At 62.9% G+C, this 12,458-nt stretch carries 14 protein-coding genes and 1 tRNA gene; 8 read left to right on the top strand and 7 right to left on the bottom strand.

The window, feature by feature from the left end; translation table 11 throughout:
• Positions 1-62: 62 nt before the first annotated feature.
• On the bottom strand, positions 63-980 hold the full coding sequence (locus ABVV53_RS00515) for a hypothetical protein (RefSeq protein WP_353982360.1): 918 nt from the start codon (positions 978-980) through the stop codon (positions 63-65).
• Positions 973-2,298 (bottom strand): replication-associated recombination protein A, encoded by a 1,326-nt coding sequence (locus ABVV53_RS00510; RefSeq protein WP_353982359.1) that lies wholly within the window; start codon positions 2,296-2,298, stop codon positions 973-975. The genes ABVV53_RS00515 and ABVV53_RS00510 overlap by 8 nt, the downstream gene beginning before the upstream one ends.
• An 86-nt stretch (positions 2,299-2,384) precedes the next feature.
• Here ABVV53_RS00510 and ABVV53_RS00505 point away from each other — a divergent pair, with 86 nt between their 5' ends.
• On the top strand, positions 2,385-2,834 hold the full coding sequence (locus ABVV53_RS00505) for a hypothetical protein (protein WP_353982358.1): 450 nt from the start codon (positions 2,385-2,387) through the stop codon (positions 2,832-2,834).
• On the opposite strand, the gene ABVV53_RS00500 is transcribed toward ABVV53_RS00505, so the two are convergent.
• The gene (locus ABVV53_RS00500; RefSeq protein ID WP_353982357.1) at positions 2,831-3,985 is read right to left on the bottom strand and encodes a glycosyltransferase family 4 protein; all 1,155 of its coding nucleotides are present in this window, start codon (positions 3,983-3,985) and stop codon (positions 2,831-2,833) included. The genes ABVV53_RS00505 and ABVV53_RS00500 overlap by 4 nt on opposite strands.
• A 257-nt stretch (positions 3,986-4,242) precedes the next feature.
• On the opposite strand from ABVV53_RS00500, the gene ABVV53_RS00495 reads away from it, so the two are divergent.
• A complete protein-coding gene (locus tag ABVV53_RS00495) occupies positions 4,243-5,064 on the top strand; it encodes an outer membrane protein (RefSeq protein ID WP_353982356.1) in 822 nt (273 codons plus the stop codon).
• A 104-nt stretch (positions 5,065-5,168) separates the two neighbouring features.
• On the opposite strand, the gene ABVV53_RS00490 is transcribed toward ABVV53_RS00495, so the two are convergent.
• Positions 5,169-5,558 carry a hypothetical protein gene (locus tag ABVV53_RS00490; RefSeq protein ID WP_353982355.1) on the bottom strand — a complete coding sequence of 130 codons (390 nt, stop codon included), beginning with the start codon at positions 5,556-5,558 and terminating at the stop codon, positions 5,169-5,171.
• Positions 5,559-5,834: 276 nt separating this feature from the next.
• On the opposite strand from ABVV53_RS00490, the gene ABVV53_RS00485 reads away from it, so the two are divergent.
• Positions 5,835-6,404: a hemerythrin domain-containing protein gene (locus ABVV53_RS00485; RefSeq protein ID WP_353982354.1), complete on the top strand. Its 570-nt coding sequence runs from the start codon at positions 5,835-5,837 to the stop codon at positions 6,402-6,404.
• Between the two features lie 60 nt (positions 6,405-6,464).
• Here the strand turns inward: ABVV53_RS00485 and typA are convergent, their stop codons facing one another.
• Complete coding sequence (gene typA / locus ABVV53_RS00480) at positions 6,465-8,297, bottom strand: translational GTPase TypA (RefSeq protein ID WP_353982353.1); 1,833 nt, start codon at positions 8,295-8,297, stop codon at positions 6,465-6,467.
• A gap of 177 nt (positions 8,298-8,474) precedes the next feature.
• Between typA and ABVV53_RS00475 the strand changes: the two genes are divergently transcribed.
• Both ABVV53_RS00475 and ABVV53_RS00470 read left to right on the top strand, forming a co-directional pair.
• The gene (locus ABVV53_RS00475; protein ID WP_353982352.1) at positions 8,475-8,936 is read left to right on the top strand and encodes a DUF805 domain-containing protein; all 462 of its coding nucleotides are present in this window, start codon (positions 8,475-8,477) and stop codon (positions 8,934-8,936) included.
• A gap of 134 nt (positions 8,937-9,070) precedes the next feature.
• Positions 9,071-9,643 carry a GDSL-type esterase/lipase family protein gene (locus ABVV53_RS00470; RefSeq protein WP_353982351.1) on the top strand — a complete coding sequence of 191 codons (573 nt, stop codon included), beginning with the start codon at positions 9,071-9,073 and terminating at the stop codon, positions 9,641-9,643.
• Positions 9,644-9,647: 4 nt separating this feature from the next.
• On the opposite strand, the gene recF is transcribed toward ABVV53_RS00470, so the two are convergent.
• Positions 9,648-10,736: a DNA replication/repair protein RecF gene (recF, locus tag ABVV53_RS00465; RefSeq protein ID WP_353982350.1), complete on the bottom strand. Its 1,089-nt coding sequence runs from the start codon at positions 10,734-10,736 to the stop codon at positions 9,648-9,650.
• A 35-nt stretch (positions 10,737-10,771) separates the two neighbouring features.
• Entirely contained in the window at positions 10,772-11,560 is a 789-nt protein-coding gene (locus ABVV53_RS00460) for a queuosine precursor transporter (protein WP_353982349.1), read from the bottom strand.
• Between the two features lie 120 nt (positions 11,561-11,680).
• Between ABVV53_RS00460 and ABVV53_RS00455 the strand changes: the two genes are divergently transcribed.
• From ABVV53_RS00455 to ABVV53_RS00445, 3 genes are all read left to right on the top strand, one after another.
• A tRNA-Arg gene (locus ABVV53_RS00455) sits at positions 11,681-11,757 on the top strand.
• Between the two features lie 116 nt (positions 11,758-11,873).
• Positions 11,874-12,104 carry a nuclear transport factor 2 family protein gene (locus tag ABVV53_RS00450; protein WP_353982348.1) on the top strand — a complete coding sequence of 77 codons (231 nt, stop codon included), beginning with the start codon at positions 11,874-11,876 and terminating at the stop codon, positions 12,102-12,104.
• Positions 12,070-12,342 (top strand): nuclear transport factor 2 family protein, encoded by a 273-nt coding sequence (locus ABVV53_RS00445; protein WP_353982347.1) that lies wholly within the window; start codon positions 12,070-12,072, stop codon positions 12,340-12,342. The genes ABVV53_RS00450 and ABVV53_RS00445 overlap by 35 nt, the downstream gene beginning before the upstream one ends.
• Positions 12,343-12,458 lie beyond the last annotated feature (116 nt).

The raw sequence follows: 12,458 nt of genomic DNA, 5'->3' as shown, positions 1-12,458 counted from the left end.
TTCGATGAACGCATGAAGGGGTGCCCGCTGGGCGGGCACCCCCTCCTGATCAGGATTGTGGTCTAAGCTGCTCCGAAGGTCCAGCCCTCCGTGCGGGCGATATCCTCGCTCAGTTCGCCGGGGTGCCAGAGCGCCGCATCGCTGGCATGCAGCCGCAGCCAGGCGGCGGTCAGAAGTGCGTCGGCGCTATGATCGTCGATCGGGCCAGCCAACTTGCACGGCGGCGAGCCGAGCACCGACAGCGCGGTGTTGAGGGCAGCGGCATCACGGATCTTCGAGCGCCCTGCGCTCCGACTGGCCGCGACGGCAGCGATGGCGGTGTAGATCTCCACCACGACCGAGCCGTGCTCGGGCGGCTCCATACCGTCGATCGGCCACACGAAAAGGCGGTCCGCAAGCCGATGCAGCAGGCGCATTCCGGTGAGGCTCGACTTCCCGACTTGCGCCGCGCCGACGAGGTTGAAGTTGCTGTAAGGCTTACATCCTGCACGTTCCTGTGCTGCCTCGGTCACGCGAAAACGGCCGCGGCGATGCGATGCACCGGACAAATGGAAAAGCGCTCCCTCGCGACCGCCGTGGCGGCGGAAGTACGCGCTTGCGAAGGGGTGATCGACAAAGCTGCTGGCAGCGAAGTGCGGATCGGCGGCGCAAGTCTGGTCCACCAGGCGCCAGAGGGACCGCGCATCCGGCGGGCTCAGTTCCCAGCCCGGGAAGAAGGCGCCAGCGTCGCGATAGGGTAGGGACAGGCCCAGATCGAGGCCGACCAACGTGTTAGCGGGCAGGTCGGTCACCAAGTAGTCGAGCACGGCCTGGCGCGACCAGTGGCGTTGTCCTGCTGGCTGCAGCAGGCGCGGTGCGCCATTGGCTGAGCAAACACCGAGGGCAATGCCGGGCTGATGTTCGCCAGCCGCGCCTGACCAGTCGATGGCAAGGAAGTGCTGGAAACGCGCGCCCCTCACCGACAGGAGTGGCTTACTCACCGCGTTCGCGCCGTTCGCGACGCTTCTTGTCCCACCACTCCATGCGTTCGATCACTTGCCGCTCAAAGCCGCGCGGAACGGGTTTGTAGTACGTCTGGGCGGACATGCCTTCCGGCCAGTAGTCGGCGCCGGAAAAGCCATCCGGTGCATCATGATCGTAGGCGTAGTTCTGCCCGTAGCCGATGTCTTTCATCAGCCTTGTGGGCGCATTGAGGATATTTGCAGGAGGCATCAGCGATCCGGTTTCCCGCGCCGACTTGAAGGCCACCTTGTATGCCGCGTAGGCCGCGTTCGACTTGGGGGCGGTGGCACAATAGAGGCAAGCCTGCACGATCGCCAACTCGCCTTCGGGAGAGCCGAGAAACTCATAGGCATCCTTCGCGGCGAGGCACTGAACCAGCGCCTGCGGGTCTGCCAGGCCGATATCCTCGCTGGCGAAGCGCGTCAGGCGCCGCAGGACGTAGAGTGGCTCTTCCCCCGCGGTAAGCATACGCGACATATAGTAAAGCGCAGCCTGCGGGTCGGAGCCGCGCAGCGCTTTGTGCAAGGCCGAGATCAGGTTGTAGTGGCCGTCGCGGTCCTTGTCGTAAACTGCCACGCGCCGCTGGAGGAAGCCGCCCAGCGAAGCAGGGTCCAGCGCAGCGGGCAATTTAGCAGCGTAGAGCGTCTCCACTTGGTTGAGCAAAAAGCGCCCGTCGCCATCAGCCGACGCCACGAGCGCATCGCGCGCGTCGTCGGTCAGAGGGAGCGGACCTTCCAGCGCTTCGGCCCGCTCGATGAGCGACGACAAGGCATGGGCGTCCAGCCGGTGCAGGATCAGCACCTGCGCTCGGCTGAGCAGGGCCGCGTTGAGGGCGAAGCTGGGGTTCTCAGTCGTGGCCCCCACCAAAGTCACCGTGCCTCGCTCGACGAAGGGCAGAAAGCCGTCTTGCTGTGCGCGGTTGAAGCGGTGGATCTCATCCACGAAGAGGAGGGTGCGCTGTCCCGCCTTTGCCGCGACGTCGGCTTCGGCAAAGGCCTTTTTGAGGTCCGCCACGCCTGAAAATACTGCGCTGACTGCGGCAAAGCGCATGCGGACCGCATCAGCAAGCAAACGCGCAATGCTGGTCTTGCCGGTGCCGGGAGGGCCCCACAGGATCATTGAGGACAATCGGCCCGCAGCCACCATCCGCCCGATTGCACCCTCCGGCCCGGTCAGGTGCTCCTGGCCAACGATGTCCGCCAGGGTTCGAGGGCGCAGACGGTCAGCCAGCGGCGCGTCTTCTCGCGCTGCTACGGGCGGCTGGTCGGGAAGTTCTTCGGCGAAAAGGTCGGCCATCCCAAAGCATCTAGCAACTGCGCGCCTCGATTGCATCGTCCGGATAGCAGGAGCATACGTCCCCCAAGTGGGTGGGGAGCTGCGGCATGGACACGATCGCGAATGGAGAGGCTGGGGGCGGGGCGCCTGTCCACCTGTGGGTGGTGGGCGTTCTCGCGACTTTGTGGAATGCATTTGGCTGCGTCGACTACCTGCTGACCAACTTGCGCGATCCCCGTTATGTCGCGCGGTTCGCGCCGGACATGATCGATTACATCGATGCATTTCCGGCCTGGGTGATCGTCACCTGGGGAATGGCGGTAGGGTTTGCGCTGATCGGTTCGCTGCTGCTGTTGGCGCGATCGCTGTGGGCGGCGTATTGCTTCGCCTTCGCAGTGCTCGCCCTCGCTGCCACGCAGCTTTATCAGTCCTCGACTGTGCTCCCTCCCAGCATGAACAACCCGGCGAGCTGGCTCCTTACCAGCGTGATCTGGCTGGTTGCGGTGGCTCTGTTGCTCTACGCGGTGCGGATGCGCACACGAAAGGTACTGCGCTAGGCGCGAGCCAGTTTCTGGCGCACCAGGCGCAGGTACGTATCAGCAACGGCCTGGTTGATCTTGTCCCAGCTGAAATCCTGCGCGCGTGTCTCTCCGGCGGCTCCATGACGGGTCCGCAGTTCCGGATTAGCTACATAGTTGCGCAAGGCCTCAGCGAACTGATGGACTGCACCGGGGCGGATCAGCCGGCCGGAAACATGGTCCTCGACGAGGCTTTCACTGCCAGTTGCGGCCGCGGCCACCACCGGAATTCCGCAGGCCATCGCCTCGAGCGTCACGTTGCCGAATGTCTCGGTAACTGACGGATTGAACAGGATGTCCATGCTCGCGACGGCGCGGCCAAGGTCTGCACCCTGTTGGAAGCCGACGAACTTCGCCCCGGGTAGCCGGGCCTCGAACCAGTCGCGCGCTGGGCCTTCGCCAATCACCAGAACCTTGGGATAAACTCCACGGCGGCGCAGCTCGTCGATGGAGTCCGAGAAGACGTCGAGCCCCTTTTCCATCACCAGTCGTCCGAGAAAGCCGATGGTGGGTTCCTCATCGCCGATGCCGTTGGCGCGCCGCCACTCCAGCGAACGCGCGCCGGGATGAAAGATGTCGCGGTCCACGCCGCGCGACCAGATCGACACGTCATAGTTCATGCGCTGTTCGCGCAGAACCTGGGCCATGCTTTCCGATGGAGCGACAAGCGCGTCGCATCGGCGATAGAACCGCCGCAGCATCGCCTCCATCGCAGGCTCCGCCCAAGCCATGTTGTAGTAGCGCAGGTACGTCTCGAACCGGGTGTGGACCGACGCCAGCACCGGCAAGCGACGATGACGGGCCCAAGTCACCGCTTGATGTGCAACCGGGTCGGGGGAGGAGACGTGCACCACGTTGGGCGCAAAGGCCACGAGGTTCCTGCGAGCCTTGCCGGAGAGGGACAGCGGCATGCGGTACTCGCCTCGTGTGGGGATCGGCAAAGCGCGCACGCCGACCAGGTCCCCCGTCGCCTCGAAAGCAGGGTTGGCGATGACAGGAGAGTAAACGCGCACTGTTGCGCCCTGGCTCAACAAGTACCCGACAAGCCGGTTGAGCGCTTGGTTCGCCCCGTCACGAACGTAGTTGTAGTTGCCCGAGAACAGAGCAATGCGCAGGTCGGCAATTTCCATGGTGGGTGCGCCATAGCCTTGGCCGGCGTCCTTGGCGAGACCGTAGCTCTATCGTCCGCAAATGGCCGATCCAGCCATGCTCAACCGTAGCTTGGCCGTCCGTCAGTATCCTGCGCCTCAGCAGAGCGTGACTTGAATGTCACTCGTTCATGTCAATGCATGGCTCTGTGCAACCGGACGACATCGCTGGGTTTGTGGCAGGTCGGGAAAAGCAACGGTCCCAAGAAGGAACATTGATGTCTCAGGTTAGAAAAACGATGACTGGCCTCACTATCGGCCTTGCCACTGCGGTTGCCGTCCCTGTGGCCGCTCAGGACCGCGAGGCCCACTTCGACGGCCCATATATCCAGGTTTTCGGCGGTGCGTCCGGCCAGCCTGCCGATCGGGGCAACGGCCTCGTCTTCGATACGGACCAGGATGGAACGTACGGGGATACCGTCAGTACGGTTAGCGGGGCCGACGCGTTCAGCCCTGGCTTCTGCGGCGGGCGCGCGCGCACCGGCACACCTGACGCGGGCTGCATCGCTGACAGAGACGGCGTCGAATACGGTGGTCGCATCGGATACGATCGTCGCATGAACAACTTCGTGGTCGGGGGCTTGATCGAAGCCACCGGCAACAGGTCCGTCGATGGGACCAGCGGTTTCAGCACCACGCCTGCAAGTTATACGTCCGAGCGTAGCCTGGACTACAACGTCTCGGCGCGTCTGCGTGCCGGCTACACGCCCGGCGGCGGTATGCTGTTCTATGTCACCGGCGGCGGTGGCATGGCGAAGATCGATCATCAGTTCAGGACGACGAACACTGCCAACTCGTTCCAGGAGCGGCGCGACGGCAAGGCTGTCTGGGGCTGGCAAGTTGGCGGCGGTGGAGAGCTGATGGTCACTGATCAGATCAGCCTGGGTCTCGAATACCTTTATAACCGTTATGACGATGACAAACACTATGTAGAGGTTGGGCAGGGCACGGCTCCCGCGACAAACCCCTTCCTCCTGCGATCCGGAGGTACACGCATTCAACCATCCGACACGCGGTTCGAGTATCACTCGCTGCGCGCGGTCGTAGGCTTCCGCTTCTGATTGGAAGCTGGCGGTCGTAAAGAAGTCGGCGCCCGGCTCAGAAAGCCGGGCGCCTCATCGGCCGGAGCTAGCGGGCAAGGGGAAACCGCGCTCCGGCACGCATCTTAGTATCCGCGGCGACCGTAATACCGATTGTCATAGCGACGACCGTAATAACGATCATCATAGCGTCGGCTATAGTGACGATCGTCATAGCGACGTCGATCATCCCGCCGCGAGTAGAAGCGTGAATTGTAGCGCGGTGCGCGGTTGTAGTAGTAGCGATCGTTGTCCACATAACGGCGGTCGTAGTAGCGCCGATCTACGTGACGCCGGTCGCGATTGCTGGAGGCGACGATCGCGCCCACCGCAAGACCCACGATGCCGGCTCCGATCGCCACGGCGGCTGTGTCGTCGCGATCGCGATATCCGTCACGCGCCATGGCGGGAGACGCCGAGACCACCGCAGTTGCAGCCAAGGTTAGCGCTGCAAGGCCCTTACTCAATATATTCATGTCCATTCTCCTCGATTTACGGGCGGAGAAGACTCGACTGCCTTCGCATGTCGTCCGATGTGTCTCTTATATAAGGTCCACGCTGAACGCTTGCGGGACCTGAGTTGCAGCGATGGTTCAGATTGGATCGGCTCATTGAGGCGTCACACTGTCGTACAGCCTCATAACTCTTGGGATCGCCGGAACGTTCCGCTTCCGCGTCCGGTTGGGGAGTGCCGGGGAACAGGAGGGGTTAGAGGCACTTACGGTCAGGAGACCTCACGCAGGAGTAACCCTATGTCATTTATTGACAAGATCGCCGCCTCACTTGCCCCGACCGCATCTGCCGAAGACAGGGCTGAAGCCCGCCGTAAGGCCGAGCAGATCGCGCAAAGCAACGACTGGCTCCACAAGATCATCGGCCACCATCGGCAGATCGAAGCCGCATTTGAGCGCTCGATGAATGCGCCCGGCTCACAGCAGCGGCTGGAGGCCGTACGTGAGTTGAAGCTTGTGTTTACCGGGCATTCGAACGCCGAAGAGTCCGTCATCTATCCCGCAGTTATCGAGCACAGCAGCAAGTCGCACGCCACGATGGCTTACGAGGAGCAGGCTGCGGCGAAAATCAACTTTGCGATCTTGGAAAACCTGGACCCGATGAGCGATGACTGGCGTGAAAAGCTGGAGCATATCCTGAGCGCTGTGCAGCAGCACGTCTATCAGGAGGAGAGCAGCTGGTTCCCCGACGTGGCGCAGAACGCGCCGCTGGCCAAGCAGAAGGCTCTGACTGACCGCTATACGGAAGAGTTTGAGCGTTACTGTGGTGGGCGCGTCGGTCAGCCGACGCAGATGTCGCCGATCACCTGACCTTGTAGGCTCTAATGCAAACGGGCGCTCGCGATGCGAGCGCCCGTTCTTGTATGCAGATCAGGCCGCGTCCTTCTTGCGGCTGGCTTTCTTGCGCTCGTTCGGATCGAGCATCGCCTTGCGCAAGCGGATCGACTTGGGCGTCACTTCCACCATCTCGTCATCGTCGATGTATGCGATCGCCTGCTCCAGCGTCATCACGCGGGGCGGGGTCAGGCGGATAGCGTCGTCCTTGCCGGTCGAACGGAAGTTCGTCAGTTGCTTGGACTTCATCGGGTTAACTTCGAGATCTTCGGGCTTCGCGTTCTCGCCGATGATCATGCCTTCGTAAAGCGGCTCGCCGACGCCCACGAACAAGATGCCGCGCTCTTCGAGAGGGCCAAGCGCATAGGCATTCGCTTCACCGGCGCCGTTCGAGATCAGCACGCCATTCTTGCGGCCTTCGATCTTGCCCTTGTGTGGGCCGTAGCTGTCGAACAGACGGTTCATGATGCCGGTGCCGCGCGTGTCCGACAGGAACTCGCCGTGGTAGCCGATCAGGCCACGCGAGGGGGCCAGGAAGGTGATGCGGGTCTTGCCGCCGCCCGAGGGGCGCATGTCGGTCATCTCGCCCTTGCGGATCGCCATCTTTTCGACGACCGTGCCCGAGAATTCCTCGTCCACGTCGATCACGACGGTCTCATATGGCTCGGTCTTCTTGCCGTTCTCGTCTTCGCCGAACAGCACGCGCGGACGGCTGATGCCCAGCTCGAACCCTTCGCGGCGCATCGTCTCGATAACGACGCCGAGCTGAAGCTCGCCGCGGCCGGCCACTTCAAAGCTGTCCTTGTCGGCGCTCTCGGTAACGCGGATGGCAACGTTGGTCTCGGCTTCGCGCTCCAGGCGGTCGCGAATCATGCGGCTGGTGACCTTGCTGCCTTCACGACCGGCCATCGGCGAATCGTTCACCGCGAAGCGCATCGACAGCGTCGGCGGATCGATCGGCTGGGCCTGGAGCGGTTCAGTCACCGTGGGGTCGGCGATCGTGTTCGACACCGTGGCGGTGGTCAGGCCTGCGATCGAGATGATGTCGCCAGCCTTGGCTTCCTCCACAGGAATGCGGTCGAGCCCGTGGAAAGCCAGCAGCTTGGAGGCGCGACCGGTCTCGACCACGTTGCCCTCGTTGTCGAGTGCGCGGATCTGGTCGTTGAGCTTGATCCGGCCCGACTGGACCTTGCCGGTCAGAATGCGGCCCAGGAAGTTGTCGCGGTCCAGCAGCGTGACGAGGAACTTGAACGGCCCGTCGACGTCCGCTTCGGGAGCGGGAACGTGCTCGATGATCTTCTCGAACAGCGGTGTCAGCGTGCCTTCGCGAGCATCCGGATCTTCACTGGCGTAGCCGTTGCGGCCCGACGCGTAGAGAGTCGGGAAGTCGAGCTGCTCATCGTTGGCGTCGAGGCTGACGAACAGGTCAAACACTTCGTCGAGCACTTCGGCGTGGCGGCCGTCGGGACGATCGATCTTGTTCACGACGACGATCGGCTTGAGGCCGAGGCCGAGCGCCTTGCCGGTGACGAACTTGGTCTGCGGCATCGCGCCTTCCGAGCTGTCGACCAGCAGGATCACGCCGTCGACCATCGAGAGAATGCGCTCCACCTCGGCGCCGAAGTCGGCGTGGCCCGGGGTGTCGACGATGTTGATACGGTAACCGTTCCACTCGATCGAGGTAGGCTTCGCAAGAATGGTGATCCCGCGCTCCTTCTCGAGGTCGTTGGAGTCCATCGCGCGCTCTTCGACACGCTGGTTGTCACGGAAGGTGCCGGACTGGCGGAAAAGCTGATCGACGAGCGTGGTCTTGCCATGGTCGACGTGCGCGATAATCGCGATATTGCGCAGCGGAAGCGGGGCGGACATGAGCGAGCCTGTAAGTTCGAGGAAGGGTTAGGCGGCACTTCGCTGCGCCGCACAATCCGCGCGCCCTTACTCGATGTGGATGGCTGGGGCAAGCCGCGCGCTACGAGCATTTCGTTTCCCAAGGCCCGCCGAAGGACTTAATGTGGGTGGCCACACAGCGAAATGGGAGAGCTTGCCGTGCTCGATTACATGCTGATGCCGTTCCGGCGCTATGCCGAATTCTCGGGTCGCTCACGACGGATGGAGTTCTGGGCGTTCACTCTCCTGAACGTCATCGTCTATGCCATCATAACGGCCATTGTCCTTGGGACCACCGGCACGCTGGCGACTTTCGGGGACGTCGGCAGCGCAGGTTACACCGGTATGATGTCGCTGTTTTTCGGTGGAGCGGGTCTGCTTTACGTGATCTGGTGGCTCGCCACGGTCATTCCGACCATTGCGGTGACAATTCGCCGTCTGCATGATCGAAACATGAGCGGTTGGTGGTACCTTGGATTTATCGTCGCCGGATTCATTCCGCTGTTGAATCTGATCGGCAGCATCGCCCTGCTGGTTATCATGCTTCTGCCGGGAACCCCCGGACCGAACCGGCATGGGCCCGATCCCAAGGACCCCGCGAGCGCAGAAGTCTTCGCCTGAGAGCTTTCTCGCTCGTCGCCTCGCGGGCCGCGGTCGCGTTCGGTGGGCTCGCCGCGCTTGGCGGGTGCGATGCGATTGCACCGCCTGCGGCGTCTCCCAGCACCAGCGCTCCCGATCAGCCGCGGCGGATACCGGTGACGGGTCCCGAACGCCCGGTCGTCTTTTTTGGGGACTGCCTGCTGGCAGGCGCTGTTGTCGAGCGCGGAGACAATTACCCTGCCAAGCTCGAGGCAGCGATGCGGGCCCAGGGTATCGATGCGCGGATTAGCAATGCAGGCGTCTCCGGTGAAACGACCGGGCAAGCCCTACGCCGGCTGTTGCCAACTCTCGATGCCCAGTCGACCAAGCCTGATGTCGTCATCATCAGCTTGGGGGGCAACGACATGCTGCAGGGATTGCCGCCCGAGGAGGTGCGGGCAAACCTCTCACGCATTCTGGACGTCTTGCGCGAACGCCGCATCGGTGTCGTCCTCCTGGCGATGTTGGCGGCGCCCAGCTTGAGCCCCGAATATGCACGTGATTTCAATCCGATCTATCCGGGTCTGGCGGATGAGTACCAAGCAGCGCTGGTGCCGTTCTACCTGCAGCCGCTGTCGTTGGGACCGGACCATGTCGCAAGCGACCGAGCGCGGCCCACGACACTTGGCGTCGACGGGATCGTGGCCGCGACGGTCGATGACGTCGCGGATGCGCTACCTGACCGCTAAGTGGCTATGAGCGCAGGGCCACGCCCCCGTGGACTTGCCAGACTGCCGCCTCCCTCAGAATCGCCTCGAACGGTGCACCTTCGGTACCGGTAAACCATACCTGTGCCGACCCGGACCGCAGCCGGTCAAAAAGCGCTTCCCGACGTAGCGGATCGAGGTGTGCGGCGACTTCGTCCAGCAGCAGGAGGCGAGGGCGGAGTTCGCCAACGCTCTCCAGCAACTGAGAGTGCGCGAGGACAATGGCGATGAGCATGGCCTTTTGCTCGCCGGTCGAGCATTCCGCAGCCGGCTGGTTCTTGGCGGCCATGATCACCTCCAACTCGTCGCGATGTGGCCCCGTCAGAGTGCGCTGCGCAGCACGGTCACGTGGACGACCGTCGCGCAGGGCAAGCGCCAAATCGGTGACGGACTGCGGCCCCCCGGCCCGGTAAGTGAGAGCCGGCCGCGCGAACGGCGCATCAGGCAAGTCTGCGAGCACTGTATTGAGCGCATCGACGGTTCCGTTTCGAGCCTGTCCCACGGCTGCTCCCGCTTCGGCAAGTTGTGTCTCGATGGCATCGAGCCATTGCGGGTCCGGTAGGCGTTCATCAGACAGCAGTCTGTTGCGCTCTCGCAGCGCGGCCTCTAGCCGCGTCGCGTGGCCCGCATGGCTGGGGTACAGTGCAAGTGCAAGCCGATCCAGAAAACGCCGGCGCGCCCCCGCACTTTCCGAAAACAAGCGATCCATCGCCGGAGTGAGCCAGCCGATGGAGAGCCACTCCGCCAAGCGAACCGCGGGTGCCTCCGCGCTGTTGATCTGGACGACGCGCCGGCCCGGTCGATCAGCTGATGCTGCGGTTCCCACCCGCACCGGCTCGTTTCCGGTGGTAAGGAGAGCGCTGACAGCAAAGCCGCCGACGCCGCTCTGTGCAGGCATATCGGCGAGCGTCGCACGCCTCAGCCCCCGGCCCGGTGCGAGCAAGGAAATCGCCTCCAGGACATTGGTCTTGCCTGCGCCGTTCTCACCGATCAGCAGGTTGAACTGGGCCGTACCTGTTAAAAGCGTGTCGCGGTGATTGCGAAAGTCAGCCAGTTGAATGCGGTCAAGCGCCATCGTGGGCGGCACCTAGCCCGGTCGGTGCGAGCGGGTCAAACCGCGCTGGTCTTGGCGAACGGCGAGAAGTCGGTGTCCTCGTCGTAGACATCCACGCCTTCCCGGCCCTTCAACCAGCCTACCACCACGTAAGTCACGGGCGTCAGCAAAGCCTCCCAGGCTACCTTCATGGCCCAGTTCGTGACCATGACTAGCAGGACAGACTGCGTGGTCCAGGTGCCGAGGAATGCCACGGGGTAGAAGATCGCGCTGTCCACGGCTTGTCCGAACACTGTAGAGCCGATCGTGCGGGTCCAAAGCAGCTTGCCCTTCGTCCAGACCTTCATCTTCGCCATGACGAACGCGTTGACGAACTCGCCCGCCCAGAACGCGAGAAGCGACGCAAGGACGATGCGCCATGTGCTGCCGAACACCGACACATAGGTGGATTGGCAGACAGATCCGCTGTCTCTGGCCGCGACAACGCTGGCGTAGAGCGGATCTGCGCTCGCGGCGCAGCCCCAGTCCGACGAGGGCGGCATAGCGACGACTACGAAGCTCATAAACGCCATGAACAGCAGCGCAAAGAACCCGGCCCAGACGCATCGCCGCGCGTTGGCGTAGCCGTAGACCTCGGTCAGAATATCGCCGAGGACGTAACTGACGGGAAAGAACAGGATGCCTGCGCCGAACGTCACGCCCCCTAGGCTGGAGAGCTTCGCCGCACCGATCAGATTGGAGAGCAGCAGCATCGTCACGAACGCTGCCATCACATAATCGAAAAAGCGGAAATGGCGTCGTGCGCCGATTCTTCCGCCAATACGGGAAAGCTGCTCTTCGCTCATGGGCCGAGGCGTAACCTGCCCCTTTGCGCAAGCCTAGTAGCTTTTTCCTTCATCGGGCGGGGAACGGTGCATCCGAGACGTTTGCCTCTCTCGGGAACCGCGCTATGGAAAGCTTAAGGTGCGCCCGTAGCTCAGCTGGATAGAGCACGAGCCTTCTAAGCTTGGGGCCACAGGTTCGAATCCTGTCGGGCGCGCCAATTGCCTCAGAGTGATCAGCGGCTCGAAGTGAGCGAACGCGGGTTCGACACCCGTTGGCGAAACCCGCCAGCTTGTCTCTCATGCTCCCGAACGGAGCGGAGCGGGGAGAGAGCCGATGGCCGAGCGCGACGACATTATCGAGCTTATCAACTTGTATGCCTTGGCGATGGACACCTGGCGCTGGGACTTGTTCGACCGCAGTTTCGCGCCCGAGATCGGCGCTGACTATGGCCCACTTCGCACTGGATGGATCGGGCAAGCTTCAAGCAAGATTTCGGCACTTTCCATGAGCTGTTCAATGCGACCAGCACATGATGACCAATCACCTCGTAGCGGTGACGGGTGACGATGCTCGCTCTCATACCTACAGCACTTGGCGTCCTGTCCGGCACGCCGCGGGCGATCTTCCGGTGTGGGACGGCACTGGCTACTATGACGGCACTGGCTACTATGACGACACATGGAAGCGCGGCGCGAGCGGGTGGCGTATCACGCAACGCACCTGCCGCGTCGTTACTGGACGGGCAATCCCCGCGTGCAGTCTCCCCAGGGACGATATCGCGTTCCAGCTTGATCTCGTCTAGCCGTGGAGAGAAGCGGCGGAGGGACGGATCGGGGTTCTCAACGCACTAAGCCTTGCTGCAGGCAAAGCGTAGCTCGACAAGCGACATTACATCGCGGACAAAGCTCCCAAAGGCAT

Origin of the sequence: Novosphingobium kalidii (assembly GCF_040534015.1) — a bacterium.
In the GTDB taxonomy this organism is placed as follows: Bacteria; Pseudomonadota; Alphaproteobacteria; order Sphingomonadales; family Sphingomonadaceae; genus Novosphingobium; species Novosphingobium kalidii.
This window is presented reverse-complemented; position numbering and strand designations above follow the sequence as displayed.

Coding starts and splice junctions, on each gene's coding strand:
- ABVV53_RS00510 (WP_353982359.1), bottom strand. CDS start 2,298: ATGGCCGACCTTTTCGCCGAAGAACTTCCCGACCAGCCGCCCGTAGCA.
- ABVV53_RS00505 (WP_353982358.1), top strand. CDS start 2,385: ATGGACACGATCGCGAATGGAGAGGCTGGGGGCGGGGCGCCTGTCCAC.
- ABVV53_RS00500 (WP_353982357.1), bottom strand. CDS start 3,985: ATGGAAATTGCCGACCTGCGCATTGCTCTGTTCTCGGGCAACTACAAC.
- ABVV53_RS00495 (WP_353982356.1), top strand. CDS start 4,243: ATGACTGGCCTCACTATCGGCCTTGCCACTGCGGTTGCCGTCCCTGTG.
- ABVV53_RS00490 (WP_353982355.1), bottom strand. CDS start 5,558: ATGAATATATTGAGTAAGGGCCTTGCAGCGCTAACCTTGGCTGCAACT.
- ABVV53_RS00485 (WP_353982354.1), top strand. CDS start 5,835: ATGTCATTTATTGACAAGATCGCCGCCTCACTTGCCCCGACCGCATCT.
- typA (WP_353982353.1), bottom strand. CDS start 8,297: ATGTCCGCCCCGCTTCCGCTGCGCAATATCGCGATTATCGCGCACGTC.
- recF (WP_353982350.1), bottom strand. CDS start 10,736: ATGGCGCTTGACCGCATTCAACTGGCTGACTTTCGCAATCACCGCGAC.
- ABVV53_RS00460 (WP_353982349.1), bottom strand. CDS start 11,560: ATGAGCGAAGAGCAGCTTTCCCGTATTGGCGGAAGAATCGGCGCACGA.
- ABVV53_RS00450 (WP_353982348.1), top strand. CDS start 11,874: ATGGCCGAGCGCGACGACATTATCGAGCTTATCAACTTGTATGCCTTG.
- ABVV53_RS00445 (WP_353982347.1), top strand. CDS start 12,070: ATGATGACCAATCACCTCGTAGCGGTGACGGGTGACGATGCTCGCTCT.